The organism is Methylocystis suflitae (assembly GCF_024448135.1).
Taxonomy (GTDB): Bacteria; Pseudomonadota; Alphaproteobacteria; order Rhizobiales; family Beijerinckiaceae; genus Methylocystis; species Methylocystis suflitae.
In genome coordinates this window covers 37,497-54,065 of record NZ_JAMRYX010000202.1, presented here as the reverse complement: position 1 = coordinate 54,065, position 16,569 = coordinate 37,497, and the positions used below count along the sequence as shown (strand labels likewise).

General features: G+C 63.9%; 14 protein-coding genes and 2 tRNA genes. 5 read left to right on the top strand and 11 right to left on the bottom strand.

All coding sequences use genetic code 11. The features are described from left to right. The coding region (locus tag NEI07_RS15785; protein ID WP_256035846.1) for a TonB-dependent receptor domain-containing protein at positions 1 to 2,069 on the top strand (2,069 nt) is incomplete at its 5' end. A gap of 250 nt (positions 2,070 to 2,319) precedes the next feature. On the opposite strand, the gene NEI07_RS15780 is transcribed toward NEI07_RS15785, so the two are convergent. After that, positions 2,320 to 2,396: transfer RNA gene (locus NEI07_RS15780), tRNA-Arg, on the bottom strand. A 133-nt stretch (positions 2,397 to 2,529) separates the two neighbouring features. Between NEI07_RS15780 and NEI07_RS15775 the strand changes: the two genes are divergently transcribed. Then, positions 2,530 to 3,645 carry an acetylserotonin O-methyltransferase gene (locus tag NEI07_RS15775; RefSeq protein WP_256035845.1) on the top strand — a complete coding sequence of 372 codons (1,116 nt, stop codon included), beginning with the start codon at positions 2,530 to 2,532 and terminating at the stop codon, positions 3,643 to 3,645. Positions 3,646 to 3,696: 51 nt separating this feature from the next. Here NEI07_RS15775 and pgi read toward each other — a convergent pair whose 3' ends face one another. Then, positions 3,697 to 5,331, bottom strand: a complete 1,635-nt coding sequence (gene pgi / locus NEI07_RS15770; protein ID WP_256035843.1) for a glucose-6-phosphate isomerase — start codon at positions 5,329 to 5,331, stop codon at positions 3,697 to 3,699. 173 nt (positions 5,332 to 5,504) lie between these two features. On the opposite strand from pgi, the gene NEI07_RS15765 reads away from it, so the two are divergent. Beyond that, complete coding sequence (locus tag NEI07_RS15765; RefSeq protein WP_256035841.1) at positions 5,505 to 6,545, top strand: Ntn hydrolase family protein; 1,041 nt, start codon at positions 5,505 to 5,507, stop codon at positions 6,543 to 6,545. On the opposite strand, the gene NEI07_RS15760 is transcribed toward NEI07_RS15765, so the two are convergent. From NEI07_RS15760 to NEI07_RS15750, 3 genes are all read right to left on the bottom strand, one after another. Further along, on the bottom strand, positions 6,542 to 7,507 hold the full coding sequence (locus tag NEI07_RS15760) for an L-threonylcarbamoyladenylate synthase (protein WP_256035839.1): 966 nt from the start codon (positions 7,505 to 7,507) through the stop codon (positions 6,542 to 6,544). The two genes, NEI07_RS15765 and NEI07_RS15760, sit on opposite strands and share 4 nt — an antisense overlap. After that, the gene (locus NEI07_RS15755; protein ID WP_256035838.1) at positions 7,504 to 8,262 is read right to left on the bottom strand and encodes a peptidase; all 759 of its coding nucleotides are present in this window, start codon (positions 8,260 to 8,262) and stop codon (positions 7,504 to 7,506) included. The genes NEI07_RS15760 and NEI07_RS15755 overlap by 4 nt, the downstream gene beginning before the upstream one ends. Before the next feature lie 89 nt (positions 8,263 to 8,351). Next, the gene (locus NEI07_RS15750) at positions 8,352 to 9,566 is read right to left on the bottom strand and encodes a GNAT family N-acetyltransferase (protein ID WP_256035837.1); all 1,215 of its coding nucleotides are present in this window, start codon (positions 9,564 to 9,566) and stop codon (positions 8,352 to 8,354) included. A gap of 110 nt (positions 9,567 to 9,676) precedes the next feature. Between NEI07_RS15750 and mtnA the strand changes: the two genes are divergently transcribed. Beyond that, complete coding sequence (gene mtnA, locus NEI07_RS15745; RefSeq protein ID WP_256035836.1) at positions 9,677 to 10,765, top strand: S-methyl-5-thioribose-1-phosphate isomerase; 1,089 nt, start codon at positions 9,677 to 9,679, stop codon at positions 10,763 to 10,765. Here the strand turns inward: mtnA and NEI07_RS15740 are convergent. After that, complete coding sequence (locus NEI07_RS15740) at positions 10,762 to 11,424, bottom strand: class II aldolase/adducin family protein (RefSeq protein WP_256035835.1); 663 nt, start codon at positions 11,422 to 11,424, stop codon at positions 10,762 to 10,764. The two genes, mtnA and NEI07_RS15740, sit on opposite strands and share 4 nt — an antisense overlap. A gap of 167 nt (positions 11,425 to 11,591) precedes the next feature. Between NEI07_RS15740 and NEI07_RS15735 the strand changes: the two genes are divergently transcribed. Then, positions 11,592 to 11,667, top strand: a tRNA-Ile gene (locus NEI07_RS15735). A 74-nt stretch (positions 11,668 to 11,741) separates the two neighbouring features. Here NEI07_RS15735 and NEI07_RS15730 read toward each other — a convergent pair. From NEI07_RS15730 to NEI07_RS15710, 5 genes are read right to left on the bottom strand one after another with little or no spacing between them, the layout of a single operon-like run. Further along, the gene (locus tag NEI07_RS15730) at positions 11,742 to 12,650 is read right to left on the bottom strand and encodes a tyrosine-type recombinase/integrase (protein WP_256035832.1); all 909 of its coding nucleotides are present in this window, start codon (positions 12,648 to 12,650) and stop codon (positions 11,742 to 11,744) included. Further along, positions 12,647 to 13,114 (bottom strand): hypothetical protein, encoded by a 468-nt coding sequence (locus tag NEI07_RS15725; RefSeq protein ID WP_256035830.1) that lies wholly within the window; start codon positions 13,112 to 13,114, stop codon positions 12,647 to 12,649. Before NEI07_RS15725 ends, NEI07_RS15730 begins: the two co-directional genes overlap by 4 nt. Before the next feature lie 29 nt (positions 13,115 to 13,143). Further along, positions 13,144 to 13,359, bottom strand: a complete 216-nt coding sequence (locus tag NEI07_RS15720; RefSeq protein ID WP_256035829.1) for a phage head-tail joining protein — start codon at positions 13,357 to 13,359, stop codon at positions 13,144 to 13,146. Beyond that, the gene (locus tag NEI07_RS15715) at positions 13,356 to 15,152 is read right to left on the bottom strand and encodes a phage major capsid protein (protein ID WP_256035828.1); all 1,797 of its coding nucleotides are present in this window, start codon (positions 15,150 to 15,152) and stop codon (positions 13,356 to 13,358) included. The genes NEI07_RS15720 and NEI07_RS15715 overlap by 4 nt, the downstream gene beginning before the upstream one ends. Beyond that, positions 15,145 to 16,506 (bottom strand): phage portal protein, encoded by a 1,362-nt coding sequence (locus NEI07_RS15710; RefSeq protein ID WP_256035827.1) that lies wholly within the window; start codon positions 16,504 to 16,506, stop codon positions 15,145 to 15,147. The genes NEI07_RS15715 and NEI07_RS15710 overlap by 8 nt, the downstream gene beginning before the upstream one ends. Between the last annotated feature and the right edge of the window lie 63 nt (positions 16,507 to 16,569).

Genomic DNA, 16,569 nt, shown 5'->3' with positions numbered 1-16,569 from the left:
CGCAGGCGCGCGCCGAGAAGCCGCGGAAGGGCGAAGGCAAGGAGACACTGCAAAGCGAGGAGAAGCGCCGCGACGCGGAAGCGAGCGGCGCCAAAGAGCGGAACAAGGAGCAGAGCGAAGAACGTAACAAGGAGCGTGACAGAGAGCGCAGCCAGGTCGAGCGGCGCTCCGACGCGCCCAATGCGCAGACGCTCGGGCGCGATCAGAGCGGCGTCTATGTCAATGCGCCGGCCGCCAACAGCGCCTATTCGCCGGGCTTCGTCATGCGCGGCTTTCCGGCGGGCGTCACGCTCTTCGACGGCGCCGCGCATGGCTTCACCGCCCAGGACGTCGATCTCTCCACCGTCGATCATGTCGAATTCTACAAGGGTCCGAGCGCCATGCTGTTCGGCAAGGCGTTAGGGGGCTACGGCGGCGCCGCCGATTACATCCGCAAGTCGCCGACGCAGGAAACCTTCGCCCGCGCCGTCGCCTCCAAGGCCAGCTTCGACGTCACCCGCTTCACCGCCGACGTCAACGCCCCGCTCAATGACGAGAAGAGCTTGCTCTTTCGCATGACCGGCTCGGCACAGACGCTGGGCAGTTTCGTCGACTTCGTGCGCACGCGCAGTTTCGATATCGCCCCAATGCTCGCCTTCACCGCCGATAACGGCGACCACGTCAGCCTGCGCGCCGAGCACAATGGCGCAAGGCTCGTCTGGCGCGACGGCGTGCCGGCCGATCCGATGTTTCTGCATGTCCCCAAGGAGTTCTACGCCGGCCTGCCGGCAAATGAGCATGAAACGTCTTTCTTCGACGATCTCACCCTGCGCTATGAGCACGCCTTCAACAAGGACTGGAAGATCGCCGCGGTCGTCGACTATTTTCTCTATGCCGACCACTGGGGCTGGTTCACCGGCTGGGGCTATGACGCATTTCAGTCGGTCGTCTTCGGCAATCCGGTGCGCGCCCGGACCGCCAACCGCAGCTTCGACGCGCAATTGCGCTTCAATGGCCGCTTCGACACCGGCTTCCTGTCGCACACCGTCTTTCTCGGCCTCGAACAGTGGGACTTCTATTTCGGCTACAATAATGACGTCGCCCGCTATGAAGCGGCGCCGCTCAATATTTTCGCGCCCATTTATTCGCCGGGCGTCAGCTATGCGGGCGCCTTCTGGTCGAACGGCGTCGCGCGCGCGATCAGCCGCTCGGTCTATGGCCAGGACCTCATCGACCTCAATGAGAACTGGCGCATTCTGATCGGCGGGCGCTACGATCTCCTCGCCCAGCGCGAACGCGTCTTCGATCCCTTCGGCGCGCTGACCGGCGAGCCGACATCGAGCCTGAGCAAGGGGACCAAGGGCTATTTTTCGCCGCGCGCCGGCATTCTCTATCGGCCGAACGAGGAGACGCAGTTCTTCGCCGCTTACGGCAAATCGCTGATCCCCAACACCGGCGTGCGCATCCAAAGCGGCGAAGCGCCGCCGCCGCAGCAGGACACGCAATATGAACTCGGCTTCCGGCGGGAGTTTCTAAACCGCAAGATGAGCTTCGAGGTCGGTCTCTTCGACATCACCCGCGACAATGTCGCGATCCCCAATCCCGCGAATCCCAGCGGCTTCTATTCCGTCGTCACCGGCCAGCAGCACAGCCATGGGATAGAGGTCAATCTCGGCGGCGAGATCCTGCCTAATCTCAAAATCAACGCCGTCGCCACCTTCCTGCACGCGCTGGTCTCGAAAGACGACAATATCCCGTCGCAACAGGGCAGCGATCTTCTCGGCGCGCCGCGCCGCGTCTATGCCTTCTCCGCCAGTTACACATTCGACTCGGGCGACCTCAAGGGCCTCGAACTCGGCGCCAGCTATTATTACGCCAGCCGCCTCGAGGCGACGCTGCCCAACACCTACGGCTTCACCCTCGCGCCCCAGCAGATGCTCGGCGCCACCTTCGCCTATATTCTCACCGACAAACTCAGACTCGAAATCAACGCCGCCAATCTCACCAACCAGTCCAACTGGACGTCAAACGGCGCCCTCTACCACGGCGAACCCAGGACCGTCTCAGCGAGCCTCTCGTACAAATATTGAGGGCTTTCGACATTCGCGCATGGCGACGAGCAAGCGCCGTTAGGCAGGAGAAAGCGGCGCCGACGCTCACGCCGCAGGCGCTCGCCATATTCGCCCGGCAGGGGCGAAGGGGATGCCGCGACGCCAAGGGCGGCTACCGCCGCGAACATCTGCGCGCCCCGCCCAGAGGATCGGCGAGCGGGGAGCCCGCCTCGTCGTCGCATCAGGCGGAAAATCGGCGGGAATTGGCGTTCCCAGTTTTGGGCAGAAGTGGCGCGCCCGAGGGGATTCGAACCTCTGACCTTTGCCTTCGGAGGGCAACGCTCTATCCAGCTGAGCTACGGGCGCAGGCGCGCTGCTTTTCTACAGTAAGCGGGCTTGCGCCGCAACGGCGGCGTCTGCCCCGAGACGACGTTCCGGCGACATGCTAAGTCGAAGCCCTGAATCTTGAGGGCGTAACCTCAAATACTGAGAGACTGTCTTGGCGTTACTCGATCAATGGCTCGAGCGATTGCGCAACGCGCGCGACGAGCTTGTCGCCAATCCGCGATTCCAGCGCTGGGCGTTGAAAAATCCTCTCACCCGGCCCTTGGCGCGGCGCGGCGCCCGCGCCGGCCTCGATCTCGCCGCCGGCTTCGTTTACTCGCAGGTTCTCGTCGCCTGCGCCCAACTGAAGCTCTTCGACGTTTTGCGCGACGGCCCGTTGAGCCTCGACGCGCTGGCGACGAAACTCGCGCTTTCTGAGCCCGCAGCGCGGCGCTTGCTCGAGGCGGCCGCTTCGCTGGGCCTTGCCGAGCGACGCGGCGCGAAATACGGGCTCGGTTTGCTCGGCGCCGCCTTCGCCGGCAATCCCGCGGCGCTCATGATCGTCGAACACCAGCCGCTGCTTTACACCGACCTCGCCGATCCCGTGGCGCTGCTGCGCCAAGAAAAGCGCGGCAAGTTGGCGGATTATTGGCCCTATTCGGATGGGGATGCGCCCGAGGCGTTGTCGGCGCAGCAGGTTGCGCCCTACAGCGCCTTCATGGCGGCGACTCAGCCGATGGTCGCGCAGGAGGCGCTCGACGCCTACGATATTTCGCGTCATCGGCGCCTCTTGGACATCGGCGGCGGCGAAGGCGTGTTTCTCGCGGCCGCCGCGGCGCGCGCGCCGCATTTGCAGCTTGCTCTCTTCGACCTTCCCGCCGTGGCGGCGCGCGCCAAAGAGCGGCTCGAAGGGTCCGGCCTGCTCTCGCGCGCCGACATTCATGGCGGCGACTTCCTCAATGACGCGCTTCCCGAGGGCGCCGACGTCGCGACGCTCATCCGCATCGTGCATGACCATGACGACGCGTCGGCGCTCAAACTCTTGCGCAATGTGCGCAAGGCGCTTGCGCCCGGCGCGACGCTGCTCATCATCGAAGGCATGTCCGGCGTCAAAGGCGCCGAGCCGCTCGACGCCTATTACGGCTTCTACACGCTGGCCATGGGCCGCGGCGAGCCGCGCCGCATCGAAGAGATCGAGGCGCTGCTGCGCGAAGCAGGCTTTGGCAAATTTCGGCTCTTGCGGAATGCATTGCCGGCGCTTGCGAGCATCGTTTCCGCTAAGGCGGTGTGAGCCGTTGGACTTGATTCCTGATCGTGCGCGTCGCGCTTGTCGGGAAGCGACTCAATGCGCCCTTCTCCACGCGATCAGGCCTGCGGTCGAGCCGTCCAACCCTTGCGTAGATTCGTCCCGGTTCTCGACAATCGGCGCCAGGCGGCTCGCGAGTTCCTTGCCAAGTTCAACGCCCCACTGGTCGAAGGGATTGATGTCCCATATCACCGACTGCACGAAGACCTTGTGTTCGTAAAGCGCGACGAGGCGTCCAAGCGTGCGCGGATCAAGATGTCGGTAAAGCAAAACGCTGGACGGGCGATCGCCTGGAAACGTCTTATGCGGCGCGAGGCGTGCGATTTCCTCCTCGCTCATCCCCTGCCCGCGCAATTGCGCTTTCGCTTCCTCTCGCGTTCGACCGCGCATAAAGGCTTCGGCCTGCGCCAGGCAATTGGCGAAAAGCAATTCGTGATGATGCGCGTCGGCGGCGGTGGGCTCGGCCGCGACGAGGAAGTCGATCGGGACGACGTCGGTTCCCTGATGCAGCAGCTGAAAGAATGCGTGCTGGCCATTGGTGCCGGGCTCGCCGAAAATCACCGGGCCGGTTTCATAATCGACAGGCCCGCCTTCGCGTGTCACCGATTTGCCGTTCGACTCCATGTCAAGCTGTTGCAGATAGGCGGGAAACCGCGCGAGCCGCTGATCATAGGGGATGACCGCATGCGCCCCGCATCCCATCACGTTCCTGTGCCAGACGCCGAGCAGCCCCATCAGCGCGGGGATGTTTTGTTCGAGCGGCGCTTCGAGAAAATGCGTGTCGATGTCGTGCCCGCCCTGCAGAAACTGCAGAAAATGCTCGGGTCCCACGGCGATGGCGAGCGCCAGGCCGATTGACGACCACAGCGAATAGCGCCCGCCAACCCAATCCCAGAAGCCAAAGACGCGCGCGGAATCGATTCCAAATTCCGCGACCTTGTCGAGCCGCGTCGAGACGGCGGCGAAATGCGCCTTTACGGCAGCTTCGCCGAGCGCGGCGACGATGCGGGCGCGGGCGCTTCTCGCGTTCGCCATCGTCTCCTGCGTCGTAAACGTCTTCGATGAGATGATGAACAGCGTACGCGCCAAGTCGAGATTGTGCAGCGTATCAGCGAGATCGGCGCCGTCGACATTGGCGACGAAATGCATGCGCGGACCCTCGCCGCGATAGGGCGAGAGCGCGCGCGAGGCCATCGCCGGACCCAGATCCGAACCGCCGATGCCGATATTGACCACATCGCTGAACGGCGCGCCTGTCGCGCCGCGAATGTCGCCAGAGCGCACGGCGCGCGCGAAGGCGAAAACCTTTTCGCGTTCGGCTTCGATCAGAGGCCGCACGTTCTCGCCGCCGACGAGAAGCGGACGCGAGGAGAGATCGCGCAGCGCCATATGCATGGCGGCGCGCCTTTCGGTGTTGTTGATGAGTGCGCCAGAGAACAATGCTTCGCGCCTGGCTTCGAGATCGCGCGTCTGCGCCAATGAAATCAGCAGCGCGACCGTCTCGCGCGTCACTTTGTGCTTGGAGAAGTCGAAGAGAAAATCGTCGAGCTTGACGCTGAAATTTCTGAAGCGCGCGGGGTCCTCCGCAAAGAGATCGAGCGTTCGCGTCCGCGCCAAAGCGGAGGCGTGGAACTTCAATGCGTCAAAAGCGACGGCGACGGCGTCCGACATTCTATTCTCGAAAAGCAAGGGTGTTTTCCTTAGCGATTTGTAGCCGATTCGTAGGCGGCGGGCGCGCAACGACTTTACGCCGCGAGGCTGGACCCTAAATTTTTACTGTATTGTGACAGAGGGATGTGAAATCCATATCTGTTACATGACGATTTTCTGACAGCAGGACGACGATGGACGCGATTCATTTCCTCGACGTGCGCGACGGCGGCCCTGTGGCCCATGCGCAGGCTCGGGTCCAGGCGGCGACCGCGCTCCGCAAGGCCTGTCTTGGCGTGGTCGCGCCGATGGGCCGGGTTTGCCTTCCGCCAATTGACCGTATTGCGGCTAATTGGCTGAAGCGCTCCGCCTCCGCCTACCGGGCGGAGCTCGAGCGCATCGTCGCCATTCTCGGCTTTCCCGGCGCGATGACGCTGAACATGTCCTATCTCTTCGCCTGCACCACTCAAGCCTATGAAGACAAAAACGGTCTGCCGCGCTTGCGCCGCACGCTCGACTGGCCCTTCCAGGGCCTCGGCAGGGGCGTCGAAATCGCGTTGCAGTCCGGCGGGGCCGGCGAATTTTACAACGCCACCTGGCCGGGGGCCGTGGGCGTGCTCAGCGCGATGGCTCCCGGCCGCTTTTGCGCCTCGATCAATCAGGCGCCGATGAAGCGGCGCACCCAGGGCTCCCTCGGCTTCGCCTATGACGCCGTCCTCAATCTGCGCGACGCCTTGGCAAGCGAAGGCGGTTGGCCGCCGGATCATATGCTGCGCTATGCTTTCGAACATTGCGCAAATTTCGAGGCGGCCGTCGAGTTTATCGCCAGCGCGCCGATTGCGCGTCCAACTCTCTTCACCCTGGCGGGGGTCAAGCGCGGCGAGATGGCCCTGATCGAACGCACGGAACATGAGGCGCGCGTGCTGCGCGGGCCGGTCATCGTCGTCAACGATTGGCAGGAGCCGCAGGTCGGCTGGCAGGCGCGCATGAGCCATGAGAACAATGTGAACCGCAAGGCGGCGATGCGCGACGTCGCGCCTGACGCGCCGCCCTTTTCCTGGGTGCGGGAGCCCGTGCTCAACCGCCTGACGCGCCTCGCGGTGGAAATGTGCGCCGTCGGCGTGGGCGATTTTGCTGCGCGCGGCTACGAGTGCCCCTATCTGAAGGGCCAGCCGGCGCCCGTGACGCAGGACTTCTTTCTGAACGCGGCCACGCCCACGGCGCTCGCCGCCTAATTGAGTTTCGGCGCGCTGGCGCGTCGCAGTCGATCATTGATCGCCTCGCCCAGCCCCCGCTCGGGTATATGCGCCACGGCGACATTGGCGATTTGGCGCGCGTCGAATTCCCGCAGATGGGCGAAGAGATTAGCCGCCGCCTCCACGAGATCGCCTGACGGCGATAGATCGAGCACAAAGGCTCCGGGTTTGGCGCGCGCAGCGAGCCGGGCGCCAAAATCGAGCGCCGCTTCGCCTTCATTGAGGTCGAGCGCCTCCAGTCGCAGGCGCGCGGCAGGCGCGTAATGGGACGGAGTCATGCCGGGCGCGAGGATTTCGGTGTGCGCAGGCGCCGCAAGCTTTTCCCCGAGGATCTTCTCGATCGCCTCCCGCGCAATCGCGCCGGGCCGCAGCAATATTGGGGAGCCCTCGCAGAAGGACACGATCGTCGACTCAAGGCCGGCGGCGGTGCGCCCGCCGTCCAGGATCATGTCGACCCTGCCCGAAAGATCTTCAGCGACATGGGCCGCAGTGACGGGGCTCACATGGCCGGAGCGGTTGGCCGAAGGCGCCGCGATCGGCCGGCCGAGCGCTGCGATCAGCGCTTGCGCGATAGGATGCGCGGGCGCCCGAACCGCGACGCTTGGCAGGCCGGCCCGGACGAGATCGCAGACAGCCCCGCCCGGCGCGACGGGCGCGACGATCGTCAGCGGCCCCGGCCAGAAGGCCGCGGCAAGACGCAGCGCCAACTCAGGCAGTATCGCCTCGCGACGCGCGGCTTCGAGATCGGCGACATGCGCGATCAGCGGATTGAACGAAGGGCGGTCCTTGGCGTCGTAGATCCGGGCGACCGCCCATGCCTGCGTCGCATCGGCGCCGAGGCCGTAGACGGTCTCGGTCGGGAAGGCGACCAGCCCGCCCTCACGCAGGATCGTCGCGGCGCGAGCAATCGCCGCGGCGTCAGCCGGCGCAACAATCGTCACGCGTTGCGTCCGCCGTACGGCGGCTTGGGGATCGCCATATGCGCCTCACGCAGCGCCTTCGACCAGCTCTCGCGCAAATCGCGAAAATACGGATCGTTTGAACCGATTCTGGTCGCGACCTCCGTCTGCAGCGCGTCGCGACGCAGCAGCGCGATATCGATCGGCATGCCGACCGAAAGATTCGAGCGCATGGTCGAATCCATCGAAATGAGCCCGATCTTCAGCGCATCATAAATGTCGGTGTCATAGGCGACCGCGCGGTCGAGTATGGGCTTTCCATATTTGTGCTCGCCGATCTGCAGATAATTGGTGTCCGGCGTGCACTCGATGCTGTTGCCGGCCGTATAGATCATGAAAAGACGGAGCGGACCCCCGGCGATCTGACCGCCGAGCAGCAGGGAGACGTCGAAGCTGACGCCCTGCGCCGCAGGCTCCCCCTCGGCGTTGCCCATCTGGGAGCGCGAAAGGCGCACCGCGCGTCCGACGAGCTGAGCGGCATGCAGCATGTTCGGCGTATTCATGACGCTTTCCACGACGCCGCTCTCGGGATGTTCAATCCCGTCGCCAATCAGGTTCACGACGCCCTGCGTCACCGAGAGATTGCCTGAGGCGGCAAGCATCAGCACGCGCTCGCCGGGCCGCTCGAAGAGATGCAGCTTGCGGAACGTGGAAATGTTGTCGAGCCCGGCGTTGGTGCGGGTATCGGCGATCATCACCAGTCCATCGCGCACGAGGATGCCGCAACAATAGGTCATGTGACTCCGCAGCGGTTCGCGCCAAACGCTGCAGGACTTACAAGTTTCGCGCCATGAGGCAAGTGCGGCGCGGCCACAGCGAAGGAAAATCAGTCGCCGTTTTCGCTCTTGTAGGGAAGCTCGGTCGCATGCTCGGCGGCCCATTCCGCCACCGCTGCGCGCTCGTGCGCCAGATAGGCCGAGACCGCCTCCGCGAGGCGCGGGTCGGCCAAGTAATGGGCCGAATGGGTGATCACCGGCCCATATCCGCGTGCAATCTTATGCTCGCCCTGCGCGCCGGCCTCGACGCGCTTATAGCCGCGGCGGATCGCGAATTCGATCGCCTGATAGTAGCAGACCTCGAAGTGGAGGAACGGCAGCGCTTCCAGCGCGCCCCAGTTGCGCCCGTAGATGGCGTCGTCGCCCAGAAAATTGATCGCTCCGGCGATATGCCGCGCGCCGCGACGCGCCATGACCAGCAGGATGCGGTCCGCCATGCGCGCGCCGATCTCGTCAAAGAAGGCGCGAGTCAAATAGGGCCGGCCCCATTTGCGCGCGCCCGTGTCCATGTAGAAGTCGAAAAACGAATCCCAGTGCGCCGGACGAATGTCGCTCCCCGTGAGCAGATCGATTGTGATGCCGTCGCTCAGCGCTTCGCGTCGCTCGCGCTTGATCGCCTTGCGCTTGCGCGCCGTGAGCCGCGCCAGAAAATCCTCGAAGTCGGCATAGCCTTCATTGACGAAGTGGAACTGTTCTCCGGCGCGGTAAATGAATCCGGCGCCGCTCAGCGCAACGCTTTCCTCCTCGGTGCAGAACGTGACGTGAATGGAGGACGCGCCGCTCGCCTTTCGCAATCCCTGCAAGGCGGCGATCAGTGCATCGCGCGCGCCTTCGGGCGCGTCACGCGCGATCAGCAGCCGACGCCCGGTCACAGGCGTGAAAGGGGCAGCCACCTGAATCTTCGGATAGTAGCGTCCGCCAGCAAGTTCATAGGCCTGCGCCCAGCTCTGATCGAACACATATTCGCCGAGGCTGTGCGTCTTGATATAGGCCGGCGCGCAGGCGACAAGACGACCCCGCGAATCCTCGACGAGCGCATGCGCCGGCGACCAGCCGGCGCGCGCGCCGACCGACTTCGACGATTCGAGCGCGCGCAGGAACGCGTGCGAGACAAAAGGATTATATCGCTCGCCGACCGCGTCCGGCAGGCCGAGCGGATTGGCGCAGGCGTCCCAAGCCTCAGCCGCGACGGAATCGAGCGATTCGACGTATCGAACCGAAAATTCTTGCGCCGAAGATTCTTGCGCCGAAGATTTTTGCGCCATGTGTCCAGTGAGCAGCCGCGATTTCTAGCACAGCGTCGCGGCGTCCTCTAACATGGCGCGAATGGCGACATCATCCAAGCGCGACTTTTGAGCAGGCAAGAACGAACAACATGAGAATTAACGGGCGCGACTACAGAACGATCTGGCTTGACGCCGACGGGCGGCGCGTCCGGGTAATCGACCAGACTGGCCTGCCGCATCGCTTCGAGACGAGAACGCTCGCGAGTTGCGAAGACGCCGCTGAAGCGATCAGCGCGATGACGGTGCGCGGCGCGCCGCTCATCGGCGTGACCGGCGCCTATGGCATGGCGCTCGCCGCCTGGAGCGATCCGAGCGACGCCGCCATCGAGAGCGCCCATGCGGCGCTGCTCGCCACGCGGCCGACGGCCGTCAATCTGCGCTGGGCGCTGGATCGGCTGCGCGCGCTCCTGCTCCCTGCGCCGGTCTCCGGCCGCGCCGACCTCGCCTATGCGGAAGCGGCGAAGATTGCGGAAGAAGACGTCGCCGCCTGCCAGGCCATCGGCCGCTTCGGCGCCGAACTCATTCATCAAGCGCGCCTCGGCGAGGGTCCCGTCAACATCCTCACCCATTGCAACGCCGGCTGGCTTGCCACCGTCGATTGGGGCACGGCGCTGGCGCCGATCTACACGGCGGCGCGGCAAGGCGCGCCGATACATGTTTGGGTGGACGAAACACGTCCGCGCAACCAAGGGGCGAGTCTCACGGCCTTCGAACTGCTGGGCGAAGACGTTCCGCATACGATTATCGCCGATAACGCCGGTGGCCATCTCATGCAGCACGGTCTTGTCGATCTCGTCATCGTCGGCAGCGACCGCACGACGCGCGCCGGCGACGTGTGCAACAAGATCGGCACCTATCTCAAGGCGCTCGCGGCGCACGACAATGGCGTGCCGTTCTATGTCGCCCTGCCGTCTTCGACCGTCGATTGGCGCATCGCCGACGGCGTGCGTGACATTCCGATCGAAGAGCGCAGCGCGCGCGAAGTCACCCATATCAGCGGTCGGGGCGCCGATGGCGCGCCGATCGAAATTCAGCTCACGCCCGACGGCTCTACGGCGCGCAATTTCGGCTTCGACGTCACGCCGTCGCGCTTTGTCACGGGCCTCATTACCGAGCGCGGCGTCTGCCCCGCGACGGAAGAAGGGCTGAGGGGATTGTTCCCGGATCTTTGCGGTTAGCTAAGCTCTTTCGAACTCTCTCGCGTTCCGTAATTCTTGAAGCGCTCCACCGTGCGCATGATCTCATCATCGGAAAGCACGACGGGTTCGCCGGCGAGAGCGCCGAGGTAGAAGACTTGCGCAAGCGCTTCGAGTTCGACCGCGCGCCACAATGCTCTGCGCATATTCGCGCCAGTGACGATAGCGCCGTGATTGGCGAGCAGCACGCCATCGCGATCCGTGAGCCCGGCGACGACGAGTCGCGACAGTTCCGCCGTGCCATAAGGCGCGTAATCGACGCAGCGCACAGTCGGGCCACCGAAGGCGGCGATCATGTAATGCACGGCGGGAATGTCGCGCCGCAAGGTCGCGATCGTCGTCGCATAGGGCGAATGCATATGCGCGATGGCGTTCACGTCCGGCCGCGCGCGATAAATATCGAGGTGGAAGCGCCACTCGCTCGACGGCGGCAGCGGACCCTCGAAGGCGCCCTCGCCCGCCAGCGGCAGGCGCGCAATCAGACCAGGGGAAAGCTCGCGGCTGGGAACGCCGCTCGGGGTGACAAGCACGGCCTCGCCGACCCGCAAGGACAGATTGCCCGCAGAGCCATGATTGAGCCCCAGCCGCTCCATCTCCCGTGCGGCGTCGACGATCGCCGCGCGCGCGTCGCGTTCGTTCATGCGAGAAGCCATACAGGCGCGGCGCGGGCCGTGGCAAGACAAGCTGTCTTGTGCCGACGGCCCGCGCGCCAGGACGAACGCGAGCGCGCTCGTTGAGAGCGATTGCATGCAAGTCCGCGATATTGCGCGTGCTCGGGTTGCGGTATAGGAGGGGCGTCCCCGTCTCGGGGCCGGTAGCTCAATGGTTAGAGCCGGCCGCTCATAACGGTCTGGTTGCAGGTTCGAGTCCTGCCCGGCCCACCAATAAAATCAATGCGTTCCATCATGTCATCACCTCCGATTTGAACCTCGCGCACTGATTCGCGCACCGATACATCCTACTTCCGTCCGATCGCCGTCGCCGCCTCTTCCTGATAGTCGGGCGCGAGATGACCATAATGGTCGACGATCATTTGCTCGCTTGTCCCGAGGAAGTCGGCGACCTTTCTGGTCGGCAACCCCTTCGCCACAAGCCACGACGCGCAACTGTGGCGCAGCGTGTAGGCGCTGACTCCAGCTTCTAAGCCGGCGAGCTTTACCGCGCGCCCAAGGGCGACCTTTACGCTCGCAATCGGCGTCCCGGCGAACGTGACGACATAGCCCCGGTCGCCGTCTAATCGCCGCCAGCGGGCGAGATGCGCCTTAAGCCGGGGCGAGATTTTCACAGTCGGCTGGCGCTTGGCGGTTTCAACCTTGCCTTCAGCGTGGCGATAGAAACAGCCGCCGTCGACGTCGACCCAAGAGCGTCCCGGTCCTCTGTCCCATGTCGCGTTCAGGATCGCTCCCGGCCGCGATCCGGTATAGAGCCCAAGAATCAGGAAGCGGCATAAATGGCGGAGCGGGCGCTTGTCGGTTTCGACGCCCTCTTGGACCTCGCGGGTGCGCCAACACGTCCACAATAGCCTTGCAGCTTCCTCGCGCGTGAGCCAGCGCTGGCGGGCCTTGCCCTTCTCAGGCAACACGACGCGGACGACGCCCCGGTGATAGCCCTCAGCCTGATGATGGCCGATCGCAGCGCTTAAATCTTGAAGATCGCGCCGGGCGCCGCCGCCCTGCCCTATGTTCCCGCCCTTCCGCTTGTCAGAGCCCTTGCCGAATCTCGACGCCGCATATTCGCGACATAGCTTGCCGGTGATTTCGTCAAGCCGCCGATGGCCAAAGAACGCCAGAAGGCGCTCGGCGCGCTCGGCGGTTTTCTCCGGTCTGGCGTGACCAGGCGCAACGTCGTCCAGATAGATTTTGATCACGTCGCTGATCCGAATTTCGGATAGAGGACGCTCGCGTCTTTCCGGCGCGTATTTCGAGGCGATGTAGTCGGCGAGCCGCTTTTCAGCCGTTTCGCGGTCGCCAGCGCCGCATCCAACGCCAATTTGTCGTCCGCCGTCTTTGACGACGTATCGGGCGGGCTTGAGGATGTTGCCCTTGGAGTCTCGCTCTGCGGGCCTGAGCCAGAGACGGGCGCCTTTGCGCGGTCGGGGCATTTGAACAGCCTTTCGATATCTTCGATCATAACCCAATCTTTACCGGCGACGCGGGCGATGTGCAGTCGGCCCGCCTTCGCCTCGCGCCGCAGCGCCTGCTCAGGAACGCCATAGTATTCCGCCGCTTCGGACAGGCGCGCGGGCTTTATCTTCTTTTCGAAGACGTCGGCATGTCGGGCCATCTGCGCGAAAGCCTTGACCAAATCGTGGTCCTCAAAGCGTCCTGCCATGCTCTACGCCCTCACGCTTTACTCGTTACTCACCAGCCCTTTGTCGACCGCACCACGAGATTGCGCGGTCGCGGCGTTCCCACGGCCTGCGCAATTTCGTCCTCCAGCGCCGCGATCGCAGTCGCCAGATCACGATCATTGCGATAGCGGATCGTGCGATCGCCGAAGGTGATTTCCAGGGCGCCGCTCGAACGGACCTTCTTTAAGGCTTCGAGCCGCGCCCGTAGGGTGGAGATGTCGGTCACGGCGTCACCACTTCATGGTCCAACCGGGTCCACGAGCGCCAATCGATCCAACCGAACCCAAGATCGAGACGAATCTTGAGTTGCAAGGCGTCTTTTTCAAAGGCCCAACGCGATTCCGTATAAGGACCGCCGCCTTCCATGCCGACCTGCACAAGGCCGTCCATGTTCGCCGGGGCGCAGGCCAAATACGAAGTGTCCGTATCGACCAGCCGAGGCTCTGTGACGACCTGGAGCAATCCGGCCAAGGGATTGACCGCCGAAGACGTTGTCGCCGTCACGCGGGCAATGGCGCGCAGTGCGGTGCCTTCGAATTCGGACGGGACCAGCCAGAAGGTCGGAACCTGTCCAATCATGACGTCGCCCGCGCCCTTACGCTTTGACGCTACGGCGCGAGCGGCCAGGACCGATTCGATAATGGTGTCGAGGCTCGTGGTATCGCACGGAGCAATATTGTTGCGCGCTGCATAGAAGACGGGATTTTCGTCCCGCATGGTCGGCCCGGCGAGCGAGGCTTGGGTGAGGTAGCCGACGCGCCGGTCATTGACGTCGGCGGCGAGACGGCGCCCGTACGCGTCGCTCATTGTCCCGAACCGGCCTTGCGAATTGATATAGGCTTGGCGCGAAATGTCGGTGATTCCGCCGACCGTGAAGACCGAATACCGCTCGCCGTCTTCCGAGATGTAGGAATGACGGAATTCGCCGGTCTCAAGCACCTTGTTGACTTGCAATGTCGTCCAGTCGGCGAGCACTTCCGTCTGAACGCGGAAGTCGGGCGTGTTCCGCGTTCCGGCTAACATTGCGGACGGCGACAGGGCCGCCTCATATGGGCGACGCATCGCGACATTGAAGGTTTCGCCGGCCATCAAAGGAATGTCGCTTACGCTCAAAGCGCGCACGATAACCTCATGATCGGAAAGCCCTGCAACATTGTGCCCGGCTTGGCGCAAATAGCGCCGATGGAATTCCGCCCAGGACAGGCCCGCCAGCTCGCGCGCCGGACCCTGTGGCTCCTCGCCGGTCATGCGGGATAGCAGACTATCGCGCGCCGCCTGGCGGAAAGTCGCCGGGTCGTCCAAGGTGACATGCCCGCGCGTACTGCGGATTCGATCGGCGCCGCCGGAGCGTTCGAGCACCTGGTCCATGATCCGCCGATCTGACCATTGACCATCAATGGCCCTTTCTTCGATCTCGCGCGGCAATCCAAGAGTCCGGCACAGTGAGCGGACCCGCGCATTGCGCTGGGCGACGTCGCCATAGAGATCGGTCCCGCCGTCGTCGAATTCGTCGAGACCATCGTCGTCGTCATTGTCGGCGGAGCGAATGCCGGCGCGAGAATCGGCGGGCTCCGAGACAATCGCGGCATGCACCAGCTCGGGAACAACCAAGCGGCTGCGACCGGCGCCTTCGCGGACGCTGGCGGCGCGATAGCCGATGCTAAGGCTCCCGGCGGTGCCATCGGCGATCCGCTCAGCAAGCCAATCAATCGATGCGTCGGCGGTGAGTCTGCCGTCCGCAATCAATTCGTCGCCTTGCACGCGGAGATTCGTCACGCGGCCGACTGTGGAGCGCACGTCGCTGTGGTGGTCGAGATTCAGCGGCAACGACTCTGGAAATTGCGCCGAAGCAAGGTCCAGCGACTCCATGATTCCGCCACGCACCCGGATCGGTCGCGACGTCGCGAGCACCGCGCCAGTGAATGAACGCGTCGCCCGATCGAAGGTGTTCGGCCGCACGGCGATCGCGCGAGTGAAAATTTCGCCCGGCGGACGGTTACGCATAGACAGATTACGCATTGCTTTCTCCTACGACTCTGAGCGGCGTTGGCGCCGGCTGCACTTGTGGTTTGAAGGTGTCGCGGGCGCGCTCGGCGTCCACGTCGACCGGGTCGCGCCCTCGCTTCGCGATAATCTCGGCGCGTGATGCGAAGCCGGCATTGACGGCCGTAACGTCCGCGTCCACGTCCTTCGAAGGATCAAGCGGCTCGTAAGCAGGCCATAGCCATCGCGGCGCGGCGAGGGTTTCCAGATCGACGTCGAGTCTCCCGGCGAGCACTTCGAGCGCCACGAATCTGCGAAAGACGCGGTCGAGGAACTGCGGTTCCAAGAGCGTTTTTTGAACTTGCGTTGTGCGACGGCGGAAGAAACGATCGCCAAAGCGCGCCGAGCTGAACGATGTTTGCGACAGGTCTGCCGATACAAGCTCGAACGGAACTTGCGCGCCAGCCGCGAGACTGCGAATCATCGCGCGCTGGAATTCGACGCCGCCCTCTATTTTCGGCGGGCTCACCACATTGACGGCGGCGTCGGCCGGAATAATGCGCACCGTCGCCGGCTCCAGACTTACGGAATTGCCGTCGAGCGATTTCCCCAGCTCCACTTGCTGCGACGGATCGCTGATGAATGTGCAAAGCAACGCCGCGACCTTTTGCTGTGCAAGCTGCGCGTCCTCGCATGCGTCGGTTTCAACGGCCCTCGTCAGGATTGCCGACAATTGCGAGACGCCGCGCGGCGCGCCAGGGCTCGGCGGGTCAACCACGTGACAAACATCTTCGATAGGAATTCGGACTGCGTCGGTCGACGTCGAAGCGGCGATTGGATGATCCGGCGACCTTGGCAAAATCCAAAGAGCGACGTGACGGCCTTCGCTATCGACTTCAACGCCGCTTGTGATAAATGCGCCGTCGCCCAGGTCTTCGTTCCGGTTGACGTCGATTTGTTCGGCGCTCAGCAACATGATGACAAGAGCGCCGCTGTCGCGGTCCAATTTCATGACGATGAATGCCTCGCCGGCAATGATCCAAGAGCGAACAACGCGGGCGAGGAGGTGTCCGAAGTTCGAAACGCCTTCTGCATCGCATGACGACCAAAAGAGATTCCAAGCGGCAATTACGCGCTCGTTGTCGTGCTGCAACGTCGGCCCATCGCCGCAAAAACCGGTGACGGAATTTTCGACAATCGCGCGGATGTAGGGGCTATTCGACGCGAGATAGGAAGCGCGCTGCGCCAGCGTTCGGCGGGCGTTTAAGGCCGACTGAAGCGGGCTCGCCATGGTCGCGGCGACCGGCCAGCGTCCGCTTTGGCCGGCGGCGTCGTAACCGCGATAAGCGCGGGCGCCGGCTCTGAATGCCCGAGTGATGCGCTCAAACATTATTCAGCCTCCCGCTCGCCGCCGTGTCGGCCGAGGTGAGAAGAAGCCGACACGGCGACTTAT

Bases quoted from the DNA above. Each gene is read 5' to 3' on its own strand.
- pgi (WP_256035843.1), bottom strand. From the start codon at position 5,331: ATGTCGGACGCCGTCGCCGTCGCTTTTGACGCATTGAAGTTCCACGCC.
- NEI07_RS15765 (WP_256035841.1), top strand. From the start codon at position 5,505: ATGGACGCGATTCATTTCCTCGACGTGCGCGACGGCGGCCCTGTGGCC.
- NEI07_RS15755 (WP_256035838.1), bottom strand. From the start codon at position 8,262: ATGACCTATTGTTGCGGCATCCTCGTGCGCGATGGACTGGTGATGATC.
- NEI07_RS15750 (WP_256035837.1), bottom strand. From the start codon at position 9,566: ATGGCGCAAAAATCTTCGGCGCAAGAATCTTCGGCGCAAGAATTTTCG.
- mtnA (WP_256035836.1), top strand. From the start codon at position 9,677: ATGAGAATTAACGGGCGCGACTACAGAACGATCTGGCTTGACGCCGAC.
- NEI07_RS15740 (WP_256035835.1), bottom strand. From the start codon at position 11,424: ATGAACGAACGCGACGCGCGCGCGGCGATCGTCGACGCCGCACGGGAG.
- NEI07_RS15725 (WP_256035830.1), bottom strand. From the start codon at position 13,114: ATGGCAGGACGCTTTGAGGACCACGATTTGGTCAAGGCTTTCGCGCAG.
- NEI07_RS15715 (WP_256035828.1), bottom strand. From the start codon at position 15,152: ATGCGTAATCTGTCTATGCGTAACCGTCCGCCGGGCGAAATTTTCACT.
- NEI07_RS15710 (WP_256035827.1), bottom strand. From the start codon at position 16,506: ATGTTTGAGCGCATCACTCGGGCATTCAGAGCCGGCGCCCGCGCTTAT.